The organism is Actinacidiphila glaucinigra (genome assembly GCF_900188405.1).
GTDB lineage: Bacteria > Actinomycetota > Actinomycetes > Streptomycetales > Streptomycetaceae > Actinacidiphila > Actinacidiphila glaucinigra.
The window spans coordinates 490,328-510,837 of sequence record NZ_FZOF01000005.1 but is presented as its reverse complement, the minus strand read 5'-3'; the positions used below and the strand labels follow the sequence as shown (position 1 = coordinate 510,837).

Sequence of the window (20,510 nt, the reverse complement as noted above, 5' to 3'; positions counted from 1 at the left end):
CGAGCAGGTCGAACCCGGCCACCGAGGCGGCGCCGGCGGTGGGGGTGTCGAGGCCGGCGAGGATGTTCAGCAGGGTGGATTTTCCGCTGCCGGACGCGCCGACCAGGGCCATCAGTTCGCCCTGCTGGACCAGCAGGTCCAGCCCTTGGAGGGCCTGGACCTCCACGCCCTGGGCGGTGAAGATCCGCACCAGGCGGTCGCAGACGATCAGGGCGTCGTGCCCGTAGGCGGGCTGCTCGCGGCTTTCGGTGACGCGTCGTTCCAGCTCGGCCAGTGTGACGCGGCCGCGCTCGGTGGTTCCGGACGTGTCCTGACTCATGATCGTTCCCCCATCCGGAGTTCGGTTCCTTCTCCCCGCCGTCCCGTCAGCCAGGCCTGCACGGCCAGCACCACACAGGCCAGCACCACCAGCGCGGCCGACGGCAGCAGCAGCGACAGCGGATCCGTGCGCAGCACCGCCTCGGAAACCCCGGTGACCGGCTCGGCCGCGGAGAAAGCCAGCGCGCTCAGATCCACCCCCTGACGCAGCAGCGGCACCGTGGCCAGGCTGACCAGGATGCCGCCCAGCGCACCGAGCAGGACCTGCGGGAGCGTCTCCAGGACGGCGATCCACTGCCGCTGACGGCTCGTCATGCCCATGGTCCGCAGCCGGGCGAGGAGCGACTTGCGCTGCGGTGTGTGCACCATCAGGGACAGCAGCAGAGCCAGTGCGCTGTAGCCGGCGCCCGCCGCCACGGCCGCCAGATACACCCGACGCGCGCCGGTCTGCAGCGCCGAGGAGGTGAACGAGGCGCGCTCCTGCGAGCGCAGAGTGGCCGTCAGGTCCGATGCGGCGGTGCGCGCGACGGCGTCCAGCGCCCCGCCGTCCACCCGCGGCCCGGTCACGTAGAGGGCGGTGGCGGCCTGGACGGGGGAGCGGGCGGTCTCGGGGTGCGCACGGGCCAGTCCCGCGGCGGAGACGATCACGAAGTCGCCGCCCAGGACGGCGGGGGTCGCGTCGCGCACGGCGACCGTGCGCACCCGCGTCGCCCCGGCGGAGGCCTGCACGGTCGCGGTCGTCGTGCCGAACTCCCCTTCCAGCCCGGGGGAGACGATGGCGGGAAGCGGACCGGTGCCGTCGCCCTCCAGGCTCGCGGCGGAGAAGGGGGCGCCGATCCCCGTGGACGCCACCAGGGCGGCGTAACGCGCCGGATCCACGACCACCAGGTCGTAGGAGGTCCCGGCCGGCGTCGTCGACAGTCCCGTCTCGATCCGCACGGGCGAGGTGCCGAGTACGCCGTGCACCCGGCGGACCCGCGCGTCCAGCCCGTCCGGGAGCGTGGTGAGGGAGTCGATCCGCGCGTCGCCGCCGACCGCGCGCGTGGCCGCGCGGTCGCGGCCGCTCTCGACGCCGGTGAGGACGGAGCCGCCGAACGACGTCACCGCCAGCGCCACCAGCACGGCCACCAGCGGCAGCGCCGTGGCCGAGGGCGTACGGCCGGCCCGGGCCAGGCCCAGGTACAGGACGGAGCCCCGCAGCCGGGCCGCGGGGCGGGACAGCAGCCGCAACGGCAGCGGGTACAGCCGCAGCAGGACGAGCGCCCCGATGACGGCGACCAGCACCGGTGCCGCGGCGGTCAGCAGGTCGGCGCCGCCGTCCGCCGTGCCACGGCGCCGCAGTGCCACGACCGCGCCGGTCACGACGACCGCCACCGTCAGCTCCGCCACCGTACGGCGGCGCGAGGGCCGGGTCTGCACGAGGTCGTCGCGCTGCTCCGGTCCCACCCGGCGGGCGAGCACCACCGCCCGCACCGGCAGCGCCGGCACGGCGACCGCCGCCACCAGCACCCCGGCGAGCACGGACACCGCCGCCCGCTCGGCCGGCACCAGCAGCAGCGCGAGCAGCACCCCGGCCGCCGCGCACGGGACGACCACGACCGCGCTCTCCGCCAGCAGCCGGCCGCACAGGCCCGTCAGGCTGCTCCCGCGAGCGCGCAGCAGCCGCAGCTCGGTACGGCGGCGGGTCGCCGACAGGCCGCCCGCCATCAGCAGCACGATGCCCGCCACCGAGCCCACGCCCACCGTCGCGATCAGCACCAGCGGCGCTGCCGCCTCCCGTTCCCGTACGAACGGCCCCAGCAGTTCGGCGAGTCCGTCCTGGTCCACGGTGATGGCCGGGCTGCCCGTCGTCAGGCGCAGCCGGGTGGAGTCCGGCCCGCCCGACAGCGACGCGAGCCGGTCGCGCAGCGCGGGCACGTCGTGGGCGGAGAGCGCGCCGACGTCGGCGGGGTGGTGCCAGTACAGGCGGGCGCCCTCGGGCAGGTCGAGCACCACGCCCGCCGCGTCCTGGCCGATCAGCGCGGTGAAGTGCCAGTAGTGCTCGGGGTCCTCGCCGGGCGGTCCGGGGACGCTCACCAGGGTCGGGGCAAGCAGGTCCTGCTCGGCGTTCCAGAAGGCCTGGCCGGGCGAGCGGGGTTGGACGATCCCGGTGATCCGCACGGTCAGCCCGGCCCCGGTCGTGTCCTGCAGGCGGACCGCGGAACCGGCCCGCAGACCCATCACCTTCGCGGTCCGGGCGGTGAGTACCGCCTCCACCTCGCGCTCACCGGAGGTGGACGCGGGCATGCGCCCCGCGACGAGCCGGGAGCGGGCGGCGAGGCCCGGCTGCGAGACGAGCGTCGCCCGCGGATCGCGCTCCTTGGTCGGTCGCGGCAGGCCGGGGTCGGTCGCGGCCGCCGCCACCGCGTTGCGCACCCCGTACACCGTCTGCGCGGTGTCCAGGGCCAACGGGGGCCGCACCACACCGCGGAACGCGTCCTCGGTCCTGGCGAGGGCGCTCGCCTGGAACGGTGAACCGCCGCCGACGCGCACCCCGGAGTACGACACGTCCAAGGTGGCGGTGACGCTGCGGTCGGACAGGGAGGCCCGCCGCAGGGTGTCCCGCAGCGCGGTGTCCTCGTACCCCTCGACGGTGCGCGGCAGCGCGGCCGCCAGGAACGCGGTCACCAGCACCAGGGCGGCCAGTGCCAGCGCCCCGCCCGGGGCGGCGCGCAGACGCGCGGCGGTCCACGAGGCCTGCCGGGCCGAACGCATCTCCTTCAACTCACTCCCCTCCCTGCCGGCGCAGCGCGCGGACCGGATCGGCCGTGCGCAGCGCCGCCACGGCCACCGCCAGCAGCGGCAGCACCGCGACCGCGGCCAGCAGTTCCAGCAGCGGCACGGCCGGCAACTCCACCCGCACCGCGGGCACCGGGCTGTCGGCCCGCGCCGTCAGCACGATCAGCGGCACGATCGAGCGGGTCAGCAGCCCGCCCAGCAGCGCCCCCACCCCGACGGCCGTGAGCACCAGCAGCCCCTGCTCCGCCGCGATGACCCGGGCCAGCGACTTCCGCGGCGCCCCCAGCGCCCGCAGCACCGCGAACTCCTCCGAGCGCTCCCGTACCGCACCCGCCGCGGCGACCGCGAAACCCACGGCGGCCAGCACCGCGGCCGCCACCACCGCCGCGGGCAGGGCCGACAGCGGACCCGCGCCCAGCGGATCACGCCGCAGCTCCGCCCGCGCCTCGTCACGGACCACGATCGTGGCGGCGTCCCCCCGGGCCCGCAGCGCCGAGGCCACCCGGGGCGCGCCGTCCGGCCCCGCGGCCAGCCACCACTCGGTGGGTTCCAGCGGACGCTGTTCCTGGAAGACGAGCGCGCGGTCGAGGCTCGCCAGGTCCAGCAGGACGGCGCCGCCACCGGTGCCGGTGGAGCCGTCCCGGCCGGTGGTGGGCAGCGCGTGGACCGACCCCGTGATGCGCAGCGACAGCCGTGTGCCGCTCAGTTCGACCGGGACGGTGCTGCCGGGCTTCGCGTCGACCGCGTCCAGGAAGGCGTCGGTGACGACCGCGGGAAGCACCGCGGGCGGCGGAGGCCCGGCCCGCAGGGTGAGGGAGGCCGCGTCGGCGCCGCCCGGTGTGTCCTTCTGGAAGGGCTCCTCGCCCGTGTCGTAGCGGACGGTCAGCGGGGCGCCGGCCGCCGAGCGCGGCGTGCCGGCGTGCGAGGGGCGGTAGCCGAGGCCGGGTGCCTCGGGGAAGTCGGGGTTGTCGATCTGCGTGCGGGCGGACCAGGTCGTCGTGGTGGGGGCGGTCACCTCGCGCGGGCCGCCGCCGGTCACCGCGCGTACGCCGGTGACGGTCAGGCTGTGCCGCTCGTTGCGCCGGGGCACCGGGTACTCGGCCCGCAGGCCCGTCAGACGCAGCGGCCCGGCCGGGCCCGCGCCGCGCGCGCGGCCGGTCACGTATCCGAAGTCGGCCTCCAGCACGTGCTGTTCGCCGTCGGCCCGGACCTCGCCCAGGGCGAGCGTGTACGGGACGCCGTACCGGTCGGTCAGCGTCGCGTACAGCTGGTCGGTGACGGTGCCCGCGACGGTGCGGTCCCCGGCCCCCAGGGACCGGAGACGGACCGCCATGCGGAGGCGGTCCGTTCCCTCGGGCAGCACGAAACCGGCGCCGCGGGCGGCGGGGCCGCCGTCCGCCCGCAGCGGACGCAAGAGGTCGGCGAGGGGCTCGGCGGACAGGTCGTCGCGCAGTCGCAGGACACGGGCGGCCGAGGTGGTGTCCACGGCCACGACGGTCGCGTCACGGTCGCGGGGCAGGGACACCGTGTCGCGGACGGCCGGGGTGACGGCCGCGATGCCGGGTACGTCGTCGTAGACGCCGCCCTGTCCGAACGCGGGCGTGGCGGAGCCGGACACGCGCAGGTCGGCGCCGACCGCGAAGTCCGCCTGGTCGGCCTGCGAGCGCGTCCAGGTGCCGTTCTCGCCGATCGCGAACATGCTGATCGACACGGCGAAGACCAGCAGCAGGGCGGGCCCCGCCCCGCGTCCCGGACGACGGGCCAGCTGCCAGCCCACCAGGGACGCCGGCAGCCCGCGGGCCTTCGCCGCGCGGCGCTCGCCGAGCCGGGCCGCCAGCGGCAGCAGCCGCAGCGCCAGCACCGCGCCCGCCAGCAGGCACAGCGCGGGCGCCCCGACCAGGACCGGGTCCAGCCCCAGCCGCCCGGAGGTGTCCGTGCTCAGCGCTCCGCTGCCCGCCTCGCGGCGGGACAACTGCCAGAAGGCCAGACCGGCCACGAGCACCAGGCCCGCGTCCGCGCCGGCCTGCGCGGCGGCGGGCAGTGCCCGCCGGCGCCGCCGTGCCGTGTACTGCTGCGCGTACGTCCCCGAGCGCCGCAGTACGGGCCCGACGACGGCGAGGGCGCAGGCGAACGCGGTGAGCGCCGCCACCCACCAGGCGGTCACCGGCGAGGGGTCCAGCCGTACCCCCGCTCTGGACAGCGCCCCGTGACCGGCGAGCAGCCGCACGAGCGGCCCGGCCAGCAGTGGGGCCAGCACCGCGGCCGGTACGGTCAGCAGCAGGGCCTCGGCCGCGGCGAGGCCGGTCATCTGGGCGCGCGAGCCGCCGCGGGCCCGCAACTGCGCGGTCTCGCCGGAACGTTCCTCCGCGAGCAGCCCGGCGACCAGGAGCAGCGACAGCGCGGCCAGCAGCATCAGCTGCAGCACGCTGATCAGCAGGGTCGACCGGCTGACCAGCAGGGTGCCGCGCAACTCGGCGAGCAGGTCGGGGAGTTCGCTGTCCGCCACGACGGAGTTCGCGGCCCGCAGGGTGTCCAGCCGCTGCACGGTCCGCCGGACACTCCCGCTGAGGTCGTCGGCGCGGGCCGTGGTCATCGCCGCGAAGTCCCCGCGCGTCTGCCACGCCATCTCCACCGCGGGGACGCCGCCGGGGCCGAAGGCCGCCGGGTCGGCGAGCATCGGCCCGTACGTGGTGAAGGAGAGGGTGCGCACGCCGCGGCCCTCCAGCGGGTCGAGCCGCCAGTACAGGGCGTACCGGTCGACCGGCCGGTACGTCCCGGTCACGCGCACCCGCAGCGTGCCGCGGTGCAGGCGGTCGGTCAGGGGGATCACCTGCCCGGTGCGCACCTTCAGCGTCGCGGAGGCCGCCTCGGGCAGTGCCACCGGGACGGGGCCCCCGTCCGCGGGCGGACCGGGCAGGGTGCCCTCGGCCATGGTCACCCGCGCCCGGTCCAGCGTCGACAGCACCGTCAGGTCCGGGTCCACGGTGCGCGGGGCACCCGGCGGGCGGAGCGCCGCCGGCAGCCCGTACGGGCCGGATCGGGTGACCCCGGCGACGGAGACCGGCAGGCCGTCGTAGGCGCCGGTCAACGTCCCGCGCACGGCCTCGTCCGCCGCGCCCGGGTCCTTGCCGTCGACGTCGGCGGTGATCTCGACCAGCGTCCGTGCGGCCGATTGCTCCTGCAGCGCCCGGCGCAGTCCTGCGTCCCCCACGGCCGAGCTGAACGCGGCGAGCGCCGCGACCGCGCAGGTGGTGAGGAGCACGGAGAGCACCGCGGCGCCGAGCAGCAGACGATGCGCGCGCAGACGCAGGAACACGAACGCCGACACCACGCCCCCCGTTCTTCATGGCCCGTGCAATGAGATGGCACAGACTAACGCCCACCCGGCGCCGGGGAGAGGGCTCGTCCGGCACCGGTTGCGGGCCCAACGCGCCCGGTCCCGGACGCCGTTGGACGAACGCCGCGAACGGCGCCTCCCGGCGGCGGCCGGGAGGCGCCGTGCGGCCGGCGCCGGCCGCTCAGCGGGTGGCGCGCCCGGCGCGCTCGTAGAGCGGCCCGGTGACGGCGGAGGTGAACTGCGGGCCCACGAGGTGGCGGGTGCAGTCCGGGGCCGGTTCCCAGGGGTCGCAGGCGTTGCCCCCGGCGTCGAGCCGGCTGCCCTCGGAGTTGTCGCCGACGACGGTGCCCACACCGGACTCCGGGTCGAGACCGGCGATCCGCGGGCCGCCGCTGGAGCCGCCGCCCATGACGCACTCGGCCCCCCACAGGCCCTTCGCGGCGGGGAACTCGGCTGTGCCGAGGACCTGTTGGGCACGGCCGATGCAGTAGGCGAGCCGCTCGCCGGTGTACTCGGGCAGGCCCTCGCGGTCCGGGTCCGAGGCCGAACGGGGGTAACCGAACTGGTGGACCGTCCGACCCCCGGGCCGGTCGAAGCCGATCCTCTGCGCCGCGCCGGCCGCGGCCTGCACGGTCCGGCCCCGCGCGTCCGTGTTGAGGACGACGAACGCCTGGTCGTAGGCGCCGTACACCTCACCGTGCTGCTGGTCGTTCTCCAGCCAGGTCGGGGCGACGACACCCAGCCGGCCGGTGAACTTCCCGTAGGGCGCACGTCCGTCGCGGTAGCCGGGCACGAACAGCACGTTCCGCGTCCACTGGTTGTCCTCACCGATGAGGTCGGTGTTGTTCACGCAGTGCCCCGCGGTGACCACGGTGCTGCCGTTGGCGCTGTCGACGACGGTGGCGGTGCAACTGGCGTCCTCGCCGTGGTCGGTGAAGAACAGCCGGCCCACCGTACGGGCGAGGGCGTTCCTCCCCGTCCACGGGGCGCCGTCGGGGCCGCTCCTGGGCGGGTTGCCGGACGACGGCTGGGTCAGCGCGGCGATCCGCTCCGGCGTCCAGTAGTCGAGCACCGCCCGCCGCTCGGCCCCGGTGACCGCCTGGTCGTGGGTGGCCACGGCGGCCGCTGCCTGCGGGACGGCCCCGGAGGCGTTTGCCGCCGGGGCCGTGACGAGCACGGCCGCGGCGGCGAGGGCGGCCGCCAGGAGCGGCCGGTGGAAGGGGGTGGAACGGGGTGGCTGATATGACGGCATGCTGCTCCTCGGGGACGCCGATCGCACGCCCGGGAGGCCCGTGCCGGGTGGCACGGGCCCTCCGGGCGGAAGGACGTGCGATACAGACGTCCGGGAGGGGCGGTCGGTTGGACGGATCGCGGGGGCGCCCGAGGCGGGCCGCGCCTCAGGCCTTCGGCTGCGTGAAGCGGATGCTGTTGCCGAAGGGGTCGCGCAGACCGCAGTCGATCCCGTACGGCCGCTCGGTCGGCTCCTCCGTGAACTCGACGCCGAGGTCGCGGAGCGTCTCGTACGTCTTGCGGCAGTCCTCCGTGCTGAAGATCAGGTGGCCGCCCATGGCGCCCTTGGTGACCAGCTCGCGGACCTGCTGCGCGATCTCCTCGGACAGCGCCGGCGGGCCCGGCTTCTCCAGCAGGATCTGGCGCTCCGGGTGGCCGGGGACGCTCACGGTGAGCCAGCGCATGAAGCCCAGGTCGACGTCGGCGTTCACCTCCAGGCCGAGCTTGCCGACGTAGAAGTCGAGGGCCTCGTCCTGGTCGAGGACGTAGATCTGCGAGTGCGTGATGGCGTTGAACATGGACATCACGCTACTGGCCGGGCCGGAGGAAAACTTATCCAAAACTGCTCGGTCCGCCGGGTCCGCCGGGTCCGCCGGGTCCGCCGGGTCCCGCCTCCGCCGGCGATCAGGCCCTCGGCCGCATCCAGGCCTTGGCGAAGCAGGTCGGCACGTCCACCGCCGTCGTCTGCTTGCGGTACGCGCGCGGTGACGTGCCCACGATGTCCCGGAAGGTGCGGCTGAAGGTCCCCGGGCTGCCGAAGCCGACCTCGAAGCAGATGTCGGTCACGCTGCGGCCGCTCTCCCGCAGCAGGAACATCGCCCGCTCCACCCGGCGGCGCTGCAGGTAGCGGTGCGGCGTCTCGCCGAAGGTGGCCCGGAAGGTGCGCGTGAAGTGCGCCTCCGACACATGGGCGATCCGCGCCAGCGCCGGTACGTCCAGCGGCTGCGCGTACGCGCGGTCCATCGCGTCCCGTGCCCGGAGCATCCGGCGGTTGGTCTCTTCTGCGGCGCGGCTCACGCAGCCCATGAGACCACAGGCGCCCGGCGGCCCGGACGGCGCGGTGGACGGCGTGCGCGACGGCCGCCCTCACACCGGATTCACCAGGACCGGCACCGGCCGGGCGAGCCGGACGGCCGAGCGGCCTGGTCGATCGCCGGGACCGATCGACGGGACGGGCAGTCGTGCGAGCCCGCCGGACGTTTCTGGCCGTCCCGGCACGGGTCGGTGCCGTAGGCGCAGTACTCGGCGGGGGTCACCGTGAGCGTCGCCTCGGCGTTCGAGGCGAAGCAGTTGACGTTGCCGTTGTACGCGGCCGTGATCGTGTGTGTCCCGCTGCTCGCGAACCTGGCCACGTAGCTGGCGAACCCGTTGGCCACGACCGGCTGCGTCGCCAGGATGTCCCCACCGTCGAAGAATGTCACGCCGAGGCCGATGCCACCGCCGGGCTCCCCGGGGCAGAACACCCTTGCGGTCAGCTGCACGGGTGACCCGGCGACGGCTGTCGTGGGGGAGACCAGGAGCGTCGTCGTCGACTGGTCGGCCGCCGCCGCCGGCGAGGTGACACCCACGACCGCGGCTATCGCGGCGAAGGCTGCGGCCGTCCATGTCTTTCGCGTATCCCAGGGCTTCACGAGACAGGCTCCTTGTTCGACTGTGAGCGGGATGTCACAGTTGGTCATGGAGCGTCACGTTACGTCGCCGCACCGGGTCCCGCACGTGGAGCGAGCCGGCCTCCGCCCTCCCGACCTGCGGTCTCCGCCTAGATCTGCGGAGCCGCGACACGCGTGTAGGGGAGCGAGTTGCTCGTACCGCCGGGTGTGGTGACGTCGACCGCGACGGTGCCCGGGGCGCCCGCCGGGGCGACGGTGGCGACGGCGGTGTCGGACAGCACGGTGAACGCCGCGGATGCGGCGCCGAAGTGCACGGCGGTCGTGGTGGTCAGCCCCGTGCCGGTGAGGGTGACGCCGCTTCCGGCGCCGGTCGGTCCCAGCGAGGGGGTGAGGAGGGTGAGGACCGGGGACCCCACATAGCTGTAGCCGACGGCGTTGCTGGTGCCGCCCGGTGTGGTGACGGTGACCGGGACGGTTCCCGTTCCTGCCGGGGCGACCGCGGTGATCTGCGTGGGGGAGTCGACGGTGAAGCCGGTCGCGGGCGTCGCGCCGAAGCCGACCGCCGTGGCCCCGCTGAGGTTCGTGCCGGTGAGGGTGACCGGCGTCCCGCCGGCACTCGGCCCCTGAGCCGGCGAGACGGAGACGAGGACGGGTGCGCTCAGATAGAAGAAGAAGACGGCGTTGCTGGTGCCGCCGGGTGTGGTGACGGTGACGGGGACGGCTCCGGTACCCGCCGGGGCGAGCGCGGTGATCTGGGTGGCCGAGTTGACCGTGTACGACGTCGCGGCGGTGGTGCCGAACCTGACGGCGGTGGCTCCGGTGAACCCGGAACCCGTCAGGGTGACCGTCGTGCCGCCGGCGGCCGGCCCCTGGCTCGGTGAGACGGAGACGAGAACGGGCTGCGCCGTGTAGGTGTACGTCACCGGGTTGCTGGTGCCGCCCGGTGTGGTGACGGTGACCGCGACGGTTTCCGTTCCTGCCGGGGCGACCGCGGTGATCTGGGTGGCCGAGTTGACCGTGTAGCCCACCGCGGCGGTGGTGCCGAACTTGACGGCGGTGGCTCCGGTGAAGCCGCTGCCGCCCAGGACGACGTTGTTGTTGCCCGCCGCGGGGCCGGTGTTGGGGACGGCCGAGGTGAGGACGGGGGCGGCGGCGACGGCGGACGGGTGTGCCGCTGCCGGGCGTGCTGTGTCTTTCACGGGATCTCCGTACGATGTCGGACCGGCCGGGGGCCTGTCGATAGTCCTTGCCCGGGGCCCGCACGGGCCGGGTGGCCGGGCCCGTGCGGGTCGTCCGGGCCGGGGCCGGGGAGGCGCGAGCGGGGTCAGATGCCCGGACCCGCGAGGTAGGTGAACGCGCCCACCACGGTGGCGGCGCCGCCGTCGGTGGTCACGGCGACGTCGACGGCACCGACTGTCCCTGGAGGAGCGATCACGGAGACCACGTTGCCGTTGATCACCGTGAAGGGCACCGGGCTGCCGTCGAAGGTGACCGCGCCGGTGCTGCTCAGTGCCGTGCCGATCAGGGTCACGGAGGTGCCGCCGGAGGCCGGGCCCTGTGCCGGGGTGACGGTCGTCAGCGTGGGGGCGTCGACGTAGGTGTACGAGAACCCGTTGTTGGTGCCGCCGGCGGTGGTGACGCTGACGCTCACCGTCCCGGCCGTACCGGGCGGTGCGAGGACCGTGATCTGACCGTCGGACACCACGGTCGGCACCGCGGTGTCGGCGCCGAAGGCGACGCCGGTCGCGGTGTACAGCCCGGTGCCGTTGATGGTGACCGTCTGCCCGCCCGCCGACGGTCCGACGGTCGGACTGAGGCTCTGCTTGAACGGCGCCCCGATGTAGTAGAACGGGAGCGGGTTGCTCGTCCCGCCCGCGGTGGTGACGGTGACGCCGACCGCCCCGCTGCCGGAGGGCGAGACGACGCTGACGCTCGTCGGGGTGTTGGCGGTGATGGTCGCGAGCCGCGTTCCGAAGTGCACGGCGGTGGCGCCCGCGAGGTTGACGCCGGTGATGGTGACCAACGTGCCGCCACCGCTTGATCCTTGGTTCGGGCTGATGGGCATGGGCTTCCTCCTCGCTGGGGAATGCGCTGCATTCCCCAGCGGCGATGAGGGCTTTCGGTCCGCACACGTACCCGGTGGTGCGAGCCGGCTCCCGAGGAGAACGACCTGTCAGGTGTGAGTTGCCGCCTGAACAGGGGCTTGCCCACGTCCGTCTGCAAAGTCGAATGCCGCTGGTACGGACACTCGAAGTAACCCATAAGGGTGATTGGACGACAAGACGTCAGTCGCGATGTCCACCTTTCAGGTGAGCGCCACGGCGTGAAGAGAGGCGCCTTTTCGGCGTATTCGCGATTGTCTTTTCATGTGCCAATCGGTTGGGACGGGAAATGGTCAGCGCCCGGCCGCCGGTGAGCCGCCCATCATGCGCAGCATGCGGCGGCCGCCCGTGGCGAGGAAGCGGCCCAGCAGGACGGCGGCGAGCGCGAGGAAGGCGATGTTGAGCCACGTCGTGTAGTCCCAGTGGACGCCACCGCTCGGGACGTGGGCGCTCGACCGGTCGGGGATCAGGCCGAGCGCGCCGAAGAGGAGCTCGACGACGTATCCGGCGACGGCCATGGCGACGTAGAAGGTGCCCAGGAGCAGCAGCGCCGTGCGGCGGCCGTAGTACTTCCGGTAGATGTTCAGGATCGGCAGGATCAGCAGGTCGGCGAAGATGAACGACACCACGCCGCCGAAGCTGATGCCCCCGGTCCACAGGACCACCGCGAGGGGCACGTTGCCGACGGAGCAGACGAACGAGGCGATGGCGACGAGCGGACCGATCAGCGGGCCCCACAGCTTCGCCGCGAGCGGATGCCCCTCGAAGAAGAAGGCCCGCCAGAAGGAGTCCGGCACCCAGGCCGCGACGGCGCCGGCGATGAGCAGCCCGAGCACGAGGTCGCGGAGGATAGCCGCCCACTCCATCACGAAGACGTGCGAGGTGGCCGTGAAGCCCTCCGGGGACAGCAGGCGCCGCAGGAACGGGCCCTCGCGGCGCACGGACATGTCCATCGCCGCGTGGCCCTCCATCGACCCGGCGAGCCCGCGGTCGGCCTGCGCGCGGGCCTCGCGCAGCAGGTCCGGCCGCAGCAGGCGCCGGAGGAGCAGGGCGAGGACGACGATCATGACGGGCCCGCCGACGAACTCCGCCACCGTGAACTGCCAGCCCATGAGCAGGGCGAGCAGGACGCCGAGTTCGACCACGAGGTTGGTGGAGGCGATCTCGAAGGCCATCGCCGCCGGGAAGCTCGCGCCCTTGCGGAAGAGCGAGCGGGCGAGGGCGACGGCGGCGTAGGAGCAGGACGAGGACGCGGCGCCCAGGCCCGCGGCGATCACCAGCGTCCGGGGCCGGTCGTCGCCGAGCAGGCCGACGACGCCCTGCTTGCGGGCCACGGCCTGGACGACCGCGGACAGCGCGAAGCCGAGGATCAGCGCCCAGGTGATGTCCCAGGCCATGGCGCCCGTGATGGACAGGGCGTGCAGCAGGATGTCCATGCCGTCAGACCGCGACCGGGTCCGGTGCGCAGGCCTCCATCAGGTGCGACGCGGTGTCCGGGGCGAAGAGCGCGGCCGCGGCCGGGGAGGGGGTGCGGTGCTCGTGGCGCGGACGGGTGAGGCCGTCCAGGAGGTCGATCAGCGTCCACGGGTCGGGGGCGAAGCGGGTCAGCCCGAGCGCGGCCATCTGGTGCGCCCCGGCCTTGCCGTGGCCCGGGATGGGGCGGTAGCCGACGACGGGCAGTCCCATGGCCAGCGCCTCCAGCGCGGTCTGCCCGGCGGCGTTGTCCACCAGTGCGTCCGCCGCGCTCATCAGCGCGGGCATGTCCCGTTCCCAGCCCAGCGCGAGCGTCCCGGGGACGCGGGAGAGGCGGGCCCGCAGCCGCCGGTTCTCGCCGCACAGCGCCACCGGCAGGAAACCGGCCCGGGCGAGCAGGGCGGCGGTGTCCGCCAGATGTGTGCCGGCTCCCCAGGCACCGGCGGAGAGCAGGACGACCGGCCGCTCCGGCGCCCGGGCGCGGAACACCCGCTGCCAGGGCCCGGCGTCCGGGGCGGGCGCCAGGAAGCGGGATGCCACCAGGGGACCGGTCGCCGCGGCCGGGCGGCCGGTGGCCTCCCGCACCCGGCGGGCGGCGCTCTCCGTGAGACAGCAGTACAGGTCGTTGCCGGGGTGCAGCCACTGGCTGTGCACGTCGAAGTCCGTGACGACCACCGCGCTCGGCACCGGGAGGGATCCACGGGCCCGCATCCCGCCGGTGAGCTGGGCGGCCAGATGGAACACCGGGACGACCAGTCCCGGCCGCTCGCGCCGGACGAGTTCGGCGAGTCCGCGCTCGGCGAGCCCGGCGAGCCCGCCGGGGCCGGGGGTGCGGCGTGCACCGCCCGGGCGCAGGAACGTCGCGTAGATGCCCGCGTAGAGCAGCGGGAGGTGCAGGACGGTGGCGCGGTAGAACCCGCGCAGCGCCGCGCCGGCGTGCGCGGGGAGGAGGTCCAGGACATCGGCCCGGCGGGCCTGTCCGCCGCGGGCGGTGAGCCGCGCGACGAGCTCGTCGGCGACCGCGTCGTGACCGGCGCCCATGGCGGCGCTGAGCACGAGGAAACGCCGGGGCGCACGGTCCGCACGCCCGGTGTGCGTCACCGCGGCACCACGTCCTGCCGGGAGGAAGCGGGCGGGGCAGCTGCGAGCACATCCGGCACGTGATCACCTCGTACACCAGTCGCGGACTACTCGGGTCTAACCGATTTGCCCCGTCTTGAAACGAAGCGCCCCTACCACCGCCCGCACGACGGCCGAGGCGCCCACCGCGGCTCCCGGGCGGGGTCGCCCACAGAGCCGGTCCGGCGATCGGACGGTTTACTGAGACCGGAGGGGGACGTGCCCCCGGGGAGCCGTACCGGCCGCCCCGGGCGGCAGCTGCAGCGGCGGCAGGGACAGAAAGCGGTGCCATGACCTCTCACCCTCCCCAAGCGGTCCCCGGCGGCAAGACGGTGCACGGCGAGCCCGTGCGCGGCCCGGCGGACGCGGCCGGCGGACCGGCCCCGGTCGCGCTGGTCACCGGCGCGTCCTCGGGCATCGGCGCCGCGATCGCCGACCGACTCGCCGCCGAGGGATGGCGGTTGCTGGTCAGCGGCCGCGACCACGAGCGCCTGCGGGCGGTGGCCGAGCGCACCTCGGCGACCGCGCTGCCGGCCGACCTGGGGGACCCCGGAGGCGCCGGCCGGCTGGTGCGCGACGCCGCGCTCGTGACGGGCGGCCGGGTCGACCTGCTGGTGGCCGGGGCGGGCGTCGGCTGGGCCGGCCCCTTCGCCTCGATGCCGCAGGGCGTCATCGAACGGATCTTCACGGTCGACGTCGTCTCGGCGATGGAGCTGGTCCGCCGGGTGCTGCCGGGCATGCTGGCCCGGCGCAGCGGCCACATCGTGCTGATCGGCTCCTTCGCGGGCAGCGTCGGCGTCCGCGAGGAGGCCGTCTACTCCGCGGCCAAGGCGGCGCTGGGCGCCTTCGCAGACTCGCTCCGCTACGAGCTGGCCGGCAGCGGGGTGCGGATGACCCACGTCGTCCCGGGCGTCGTCGACACCCCGTTCTTCGCGACGCGGGGCGTGGCGTACACCCGCTCCAGGCCCCGCCCGATGCCCGCCGAGCGGGTCGCGGGGGTGGTGACCGACGCGATCCGCCGCGGACGGGACGAGGTGTACGTCCCCCGCTGGCTGCGCATCCCGGTGGCGGTGCGCGGCGTGATGCCGTGGGTCTACCGGCGCCTCGCGGGCAAGTACGGATGACGCGGTGCCCGTCCTGACGGTCGTGCTGGCACTGCTGGCGGCCCTCGCGAACGGCGCGGCCTCCGCACTGCAGCGGCGTGCCGCCCTGCAGCAGGAGGAGGAAGAGTGCGCGGGCCACGGCCTGCGCGGGCGGCTGCGGCACCTGCTGGAACTGGTCCGGCGCCCGTTCTGGGCGGCCGGCATGGCGGCGCTCGTGGTCTCCGGGGCCCTGCAGGCCAGTGCCCTGGCGGTGGGAGCGCTGTCGGTCGTGCAGCCGCTGATGGCGACCGAGCTGCTGTTCACCCTGATGGCGGGAAGCCTCGCGTTCGCCCGGCGGCCCGACGCCGGGACCTGGCTGTGGTTCCTCGCGCTGGCCGGGGGACTGGCCCTGTTCCTCGGCACCGCGAGGCCCTCCGGAGGCGAGGCGCAGGCCCTGCCGGGCACCTGGCCGCGTACCGCCGTGCCGCTGGCGCTGCTGGTGCTCGTCCTGTGGCTCGTCGGGCGGGCGCTGAGCGGTGGTGCGCGGGCCTGCGTCCTGGGGTGCGCCACGGCCGTGTGTTTCGCCTGCACGGCGGCGCTGATCAAGGACGTCACCGGGCTCGTCCCGGACGGCCTGCCCCGGGTGTTCGCCTCCTGGCAGTTGTACGCGGCGGGCGCCGTCGGGCTGCTCAGCCTGCTGCTGCTCCAGGTGACCCTGCGGGCCGGCAGTCTCGCGGCGTCCCAGCCGGCGCTCACCATCGGGGACGCGGTGGTGAGTGTGGCGCTGGGCTGGGTGCTCTTCGAGGAACGGATCGCGCTCGGTGCACACGTGGTGCCCGAGGCGGCGGGCGTCGTCCTGATGGCCGCGGGGGCCGTCGGGCTGTCGCGCTCGCCCGCCGTGGCCGGCGGCTGGGACGTGCCGAGGGGGCACGGCCCGGGCACGGCGCGGGACCGTCACCGTCCCGTCCACGGCGGGCCGCGATGAGGCGCGGCGGCGACGCCCGTCGGGCCGCGCTGGCGGGGGGCGTCCTGGCGGCCGGCCACATCGTCCCGGCCGCCACCTGGCTCCCCGGACTGCGCCGCCGGGCCTTCCCCGCCCTGGCCGGCCTCGGGCGCCCCGACCATGTGGCCCTCACCTTCGACGACGGGCCGGATCCGGTCTCCACACCGCGCTTCCTGGACGCCCTCGACGAACTGTCGGTCCGGGCCACCTTCTTCGTCCTGGGCGCGCGGGTGGACGGACATCCCCGCGTCGTGCGCGAGGCCGTCCGGCGCGGCCACGAGATCGCCGTCCACGGCTGGACCCACGACCGCCCCTGGCTGCCGGATGCCGCGCGCGAGCGGGCCGGCCTGGCCCGCGCCGTCCGGGCGGTCCGCGAGACCTGCGGCACCGCGCCGCTGTGGTACCGGCCCCCGTACGGCATCCTCACCGGCGGCCGCTGGGCGGCGGCCCGCCGCGCCGGCCTGACCCCGGTCCTGTGGAGCGCCTGGGGACGCGACTGGACGCCCGGCGCCACCGCCCAGTCGGTGCTGGCGACCCTCCGCCCCGATCTGCGCGCGGGCGCCACCGTCCTGCTCCACGACAGCGACCACGCCTCCGCCCCGGGGTCCTGGCGCGCGACGCTCGCGGCGCTCCCCGCGCTGGTCACGGCCTGCCGGGAGGCCGGTCTGACGGTAGGCCCCCTCGTGGAGCACGGGGTCGGCGCGGGCGTTTGACGCTCGGCGGGAGCCGACGGAGACTCGATTGATAGGTGCCCGATACATATCACTCGGAGTGACATTCGCGCCGCGGAGCCGGCCAGGGCCAACCCGATCCGTGACGCAGCGGACGACGGTCGGGCACAGCTAGAGCCCGGAGGCATACGCATGTGCGGAATCGCCGGATGGATCTCGTTCCGCAGGGACCTGCGGAACGAGCAGGCAACAGTCGACGCGATGACCGAGACGATGGCCTGCCGCGGGCCCGACGACCGCGGCACCTGGGTGGACGGGCCCGCCGCGCTCGGACACCGAAGGCTCGCGATCATCGACCTGCCGGGCGGCAGGCAGCCGATGAGCGCCGAGGCACCCGAGGGCGGCGCGGTGGCGATGGTGTACTCGGGCGAGGCCTACAACTTCGCCGAACTGCGCGAGGAACTGACCGCGCGCGGCCACCGCTTCACCACCACCTCCGACACCGAAGTGGTGCTCCGCGGCTACCTGGAGTGGGGTGAGGGCGTCGCCGAACGGCTCAACGGCATGTACGCCTTCGCCATCTGGGACAGCCGTGAGCAGAAGCTCGTGATGATCCGCGACCGGATGGGGATCAAGCCGTTCTACTTCTACCCGACCGACGACGGCGTGCTGTTCGGGTCCGAGCCCAAGGCGATCCTGGCCAACCCCCTCGTCCCGCGCCGCGTCACCCTGGACGGGCTGCGGGAGCTCTTCGCCTTCGTCAAGACGCCCGGTCACGCGGTCTGGGACGGCATGCGCGAGGTCGAGCCCGGCACGGTGGTCACCGTCGGGCGCAACGGCATCCGCACCCACGTCTACTGGTCGCTGCGGACCGAGCCGCACACCGACGACAAGGAGACCTCGATCGCCCGCGTGCGCGAGCTGCTCGAGGACATCGTGCGCCGCCAGCTCGTCTCCGACGTGCCGCGCTGCACCCTGCTCTCCGGCGGCCTGGACTCCTCGGCGATGACCGCGCTCGCGGCGCGGCAGCTCGGCGAACAGGGCGAGAGGGTGCGCAGTTTCGCGGTCGACTTCGTCGGCCAGACCGAGCACTTCGTCCCCGACAGCCTGCGCGGTACGCCCGACACCCCGTTCGTCCACGACGTCGCCGAGCTGTGCGGGACCGAGCACCAGGACATCGTCCTCGACTCCGACCAGCTCGCCGATCCCGAGGTGCGGGCGAGGGTGATCCGCGCCCGCGACATCCCGGCCGGGCTCGGGGACATGGACTCCTCGCTCTACCTGCTCTTCAAGGCCATCCGGCAGCACTCCACCGTCGCGCTTTCCGGCGAGTCCGCGGACGAGGTCTTCGGCGGCTACCGCCAGTTCTTCGACGAGGAGGCCCGCAGGGCCGACACCTTCCCCTGGCTGGTGCGGTTCTCGACCGAGTTCGGCGACGACGGCAACATCCTCACCGACCAGGTGTCCAAGGCCCTGGACCTGGAGGGCTACGTCCACGACGGCTACCGGCGCGCGGTCGCCGGGGTCGACCGCCTCGACGGCGAGAGCGACTTCGAGTACCGGATGCGCGTCATCAGCCACCTGCACCTCACCCGCTTCGTGCGCATCCTCCTCGACCGCAAGGACCGGGCGAGCATGGCCAACGGGCTGGAGGTCAGGGTCCCGTTCTGCGACCACCGACTGGTCCAGTACGTCTACAACGCGCCCTGGTCGCTGAAGTCCTTCGACGGCAGGGAGAAGAGCCTGCTGCGCGAGGCCACCGCCGACGTGCTGCCCCGTTCGGTCTACGACCGGGTCAAGAGCCCCTACCCCTCCACCCAGGACCCGAAGTACTTCGTCGCGCTCCAGGAGAACGCCAAGGACCTGCTGGCCAAGCCCACGCACCCGGTGTTCGACCTGGTCAGCCGGACCTGGCTGGAGGACGCGGTGCGGACCGACACCCCGGTCAGCACCCACGCCGCCCGGCACGGCCTGGAACGCGCCCTCGACCTGGCGCTGTGGATGGACCTGTACTCGCCGACGATCGGAATTCCCTGACCCGACGCGGACGAAGCGAGGGGGCGGACGATGGCGGCGGTCGGCGAGGACGACGCCCTGGAATTCGTGGTCTCCCTGCACCGCCTGGTGCGGCTGCTGCGCCGGGCCCGCCCCGAGCCGCGGGTACAGCCGACCCCGCTCATCGTCCTCGCCCTGCTCAACCAGTACGGCCCCTGCCGGGTCGGCGTCCTCGCCGAGCGGGCCGCGTGCACCCAGCCCACCGTCACCGCCGCAGTGGGCCAGCTGGAGGCGGGCGGGCTGGTCCGCCGCGAACCCGACCCGGCCGACGGCCGTGCCACCCGGGTGGTCATGACCGCGCCGGGGAGGCGGGAACTCGTCCGGATGGCCTGCGGCGAGGCGGAGGCCCTCGCCGCGCGCCTCGCCACCCTGCCGCCGGAGGACGTCCGCAAGGTCCTCGAGGCGGGCCGCCTGCTGCGCCGCCTCACGGACTGCGAGTGACACCGGGACGCCACGGCCCGCGCCACCGACCGGACCGGTCACCGCGGGTGACGGGCGACGGGCCCGGAGCACCCGCGCGGCGGGGGCGGGCTCCACCGCAGCCGACGGCGCGATGGGGAGGCCCCGTGACCGGTACGGACCCGCCGGCGCGCCGACGCGCTCCGCAACCGGGAGCACATCCCGCGGGTGGCCCAGGACGCGTTCGCCGAATCGGGCACCGCCTCCCTCAACGCCATCGCCGAGCGGGCAGTCGTCGGCGCGGGCACGCTGCACTGGCACCTCCCGGCCCGCGAGGCCCTCGTCCAGGCCGTCCACCGGGACGACGTCCAGTCTGATCGGCTCCGTCGACGGCGGACGGCACAGCGTCCGCCCTGGGCTCGCCCCGCAGGACGTGCCGCTCCTGAGGGGCTTCCTCCGGCGCGTCGGCGGCGACGCCCTCGGCGGGGACCGGGACCGCCGCGTCAGCGACCTCGTGGTCAACGGTCCGCGGACCGGGGGCGGTTGACGAGGCGGCGCGCGGTGCGCGCGCCCGTTCTGCGATTACGGGCCCGCCCGGTCGGCTCCATGATCGGCCGAGGCTAGTCTGTGCGCGTGCGGATGCCAGGGGTGGGGAGTCGGGTGTGGCCGAGATGACGGACCGTCGACGACGGGCGGCGGCGGTGGTGCTGTTCGGGGTCGCCGGGCTGCTGATCCTCGGCGCGTGGACCGGGCGGCGGGAGCGGCGCCGCTCGGGCGGGCTGCTGGTCGCGGCCCAACTCCTGGACCATCCCATGGTGTTCGCCGTTGCGGTGGGAGCGACCCTGACCGCGGCGCTGCTCCTCGCGGTGCGGGGCGCCATCCTGCGTTCCCTGATCCTGGTGGCGGGCGTCTTCGGCACGCTCGTGGTGACGTTGGCGGCCGGCCTGTTCGGCTCTCCCGGCGGGCAGGAGACCCTGCGCGCCGGGGCGCCCGACCGCCCCGACCGGCACCTGGTGGTCGAGGAGGGAGCGGCCATGATCGACCCGCTGTGGTGGGTCTACGTCGACGAGGGGTCAGGACTGACGACGCGCCGCTGGCACGTCGGTCTCGTCAACGGCGACCACTACGCCCTGCGCGCGGCGGAGTGGGACGGACCGGACCGGGTCCGCCTGACGGTGGACACCGGCGAACGGGACGAGGTCCACGTGGTCGAACTCTCCCCGTCCGACGGCAGGCCTCAGCGCATGGTGGACAGGGGCTGACGAGCCCGCGG

18 protein-coding genes are annotated in these 20,510 nt (G+C 74.7%); 7 read left to right on the top strand and 11 right to left on the bottom strand.

Going from position 1 to position 20,510, the window contains the following annotated elements:
- The 11 genes from CHF15_RS13480 to CHF15_RS13430 form a co-directional block, all read right to left on the bottom strand.
- Positions 1-319: ATP-binding cassette domain-containing protein (locus CHF15_RS13480; protein ID WP_143681559.1), on the bottom strand; the 319-nt coding region annotated here is incomplete at its 3' end.
- Entirely contained in the window at positions 316-3,072 is a 2,757-nt protein-coding gene (locus tag CHF15_RS13475; RefSeq protein WP_322975679.1) for an FtsX-like permease family protein, read from the bottom strand. The genes CHF15_RS13480 and CHF15_RS13475, both read right to left, overlap by 4 nt.
- A 10-nt stretch (positions 3,073-3,082) precedes the next feature.
- Positions 3,083-6,427: an FtsX-like permease family protein gene (locus tag CHF15_RS13470; RefSeq protein WP_089223974.1), complete on the bottom strand. Its 3,345-nt coding sequence runs from the start codon at positions 6,425-6,427 to the stop codon at positions 3,083-3,085.
- Between the two features lie 187 nt (positions 6,428-6,614).
- On the bottom strand, positions 6,615-7,685 hold the full coding sequence (locus CHF15_RS13465; RefSeq protein ID WP_089223973.1) for a trypsin-like serine peptidase: 1,071 nt from the start codon (positions 7,683-7,685) through the stop codon (positions 6,615-6,617).
- A 145-nt stretch (positions 7,686-7,830) separates the two neighbouring features.
- Positions 7,831-8,241 (bottom strand): VOC family protein, encoded by a 411-nt coding sequence (locus CHF15_RS13460; RefSeq protein ID WP_089223972.1) that lies wholly within the window; start codon positions 8,239-8,241, stop codon positions 7,831-7,833.
- A 106-nt stretch (positions 8,242-8,347) separates the two neighbouring features.
- Entirely contained in the window at positions 8,348-8,749 is a 402-nt protein-coding gene (locus CHF15_RS13455) for a helix-turn-helix domain-containing protein (protein WP_179279770.1), read from the bottom strand.
- Positions 8,750-8,820: 71 nt separating this feature from the next.
- Complete coding sequence (locus CHF15_RS13450) at positions 8,821-9,354, bottom strand: Ig-like domain-containing protein (protein WP_245938811.1); 534 nt, start codon at positions 9,352-9,354, stop codon at positions 8,821-8,823.
- A 128-nt stretch (positions 9,355-9,482) separates the two neighbouring features.
- Complete coding sequence (locus tag CHF15_RS13445; RefSeq protein WP_089223969.1) at positions 9,483-10,532, bottom strand: IPT/TIG domain-containing protein; 1,050 nt, start codon at positions 10,530-10,532, stop codon at positions 9,483-9,485.
- A 125-nt stretch (positions 10,533-10,657) separates the two neighbouring features.
- Entirely contained in the window at positions 10,658-11,398 is a 741-nt protein-coding gene (locus tag CHF15_RS13440; protein ID WP_089223968.1) for an IPT/TIG domain-containing protein, read from the bottom strand.
- 330 nt (positions 11,399-11,728) lie between these two features.
- Positions 11,729-12,871, bottom strand: a complete 1,143-nt coding sequence (locus CHF15_RS13435; RefSeq protein WP_089223967.1) for a permease — start codon at positions 12,869-12,871, stop codon at positions 11,729-11,731.
- A 4-nt stretch (positions 12,872-12,875) separates the two neighbouring features.
- Positions 12,876-14,009 (bottom strand): MGDG synthase family glycosyltransferase, encoded by a 1,134-nt coding sequence (locus CHF15_RS13430; RefSeq protein WP_089223966.1) that lies wholly within the window; start codon positions 14,007-14,009, stop codon positions 12,876-12,878.
- Positions 14,010-14,317: 308 nt separating this feature from the next.
- On the opposite strand from CHF15_RS13430, the gene CHF15_RS13425 reads away from it, so the two are divergent.
- From CHF15_RS13425 to CHF15_RS13395, 7 genes are all read left to right on the top strand, one after another.
- The gene (locus CHF15_RS13425; protein ID WP_089223965.1) at positions 14,318-15,151 is read left to right on the top strand and encodes an SDR family NAD(P)-dependent oxidoreductase; all 834 of its coding nucleotides are present in this window, start codon (positions 14,318-14,320) and stop codon (positions 15,149-15,151) included.
- Positions 15,152-15,155: 4 nt separating this feature from the next.
- Entirely contained in the window at positions 15,156-16,094 is a 939-nt protein-coding gene (locus tag CHF15_RS13420; protein ID WP_089223964.1) for a DMT family transporter, read from the top strand.
- Entirely contained in the window at positions 16,091-16,825 is a 735-nt protein-coding gene (locus tag CHF15_RS13415; RefSeq protein ID WP_089223963.1) for a polysaccharide deacetylase family protein, read from the top strand. The genes CHF15_RS13420 and CHF15_RS13415 overlap by 4 nt, the downstream gene beginning before the upstream one ends.
- Positions 16,826-16,975: 150 nt before the next feature.
- Entirely contained in the window at positions 16,976-18,820 is a 1,845-nt protein-coding gene (asnB, locus tag CHF15_RS13410; protein ID WP_089223962.1) for an asparagine synthase (glutamine-hydrolyzing), read from the top strand.
- A gap of 30 nt (positions 18,821-18,850) precedes the next feature.
- Entirely contained in the window at positions 18,851-19,279 is a 429-nt protein-coding gene (locus CHF15_RS13405; RefSeq protein WP_089223961.1) for a MarR family winged helix-turn-helix transcriptional regulator, read from the top strand.
- Between the two features lie 186 nt (positions 19,280-19,465).
- A complete protein-coding gene (locus CHF15_RS13400; protein WP_245938810.1) occupies positions 19,466-19,861 on the top strand; it encodes a TetR family transcriptional regulator in 396 nt (131 codons plus the stop codon).
- A gap of 38 nt (positions 19,862-19,899) precedes the next feature.
- Positions 19,900-20,499, top strand: coding sequence for a hypothetical protein (locus CHF15_RS13395; RefSeq protein ID WP_089223959.1), 600 nt, complete (start codon positions 19,900-19,902; stop codon positions 20,497-20,499).
- Positions 20,500-20,510 lie beyond the last annotated feature (11 nt).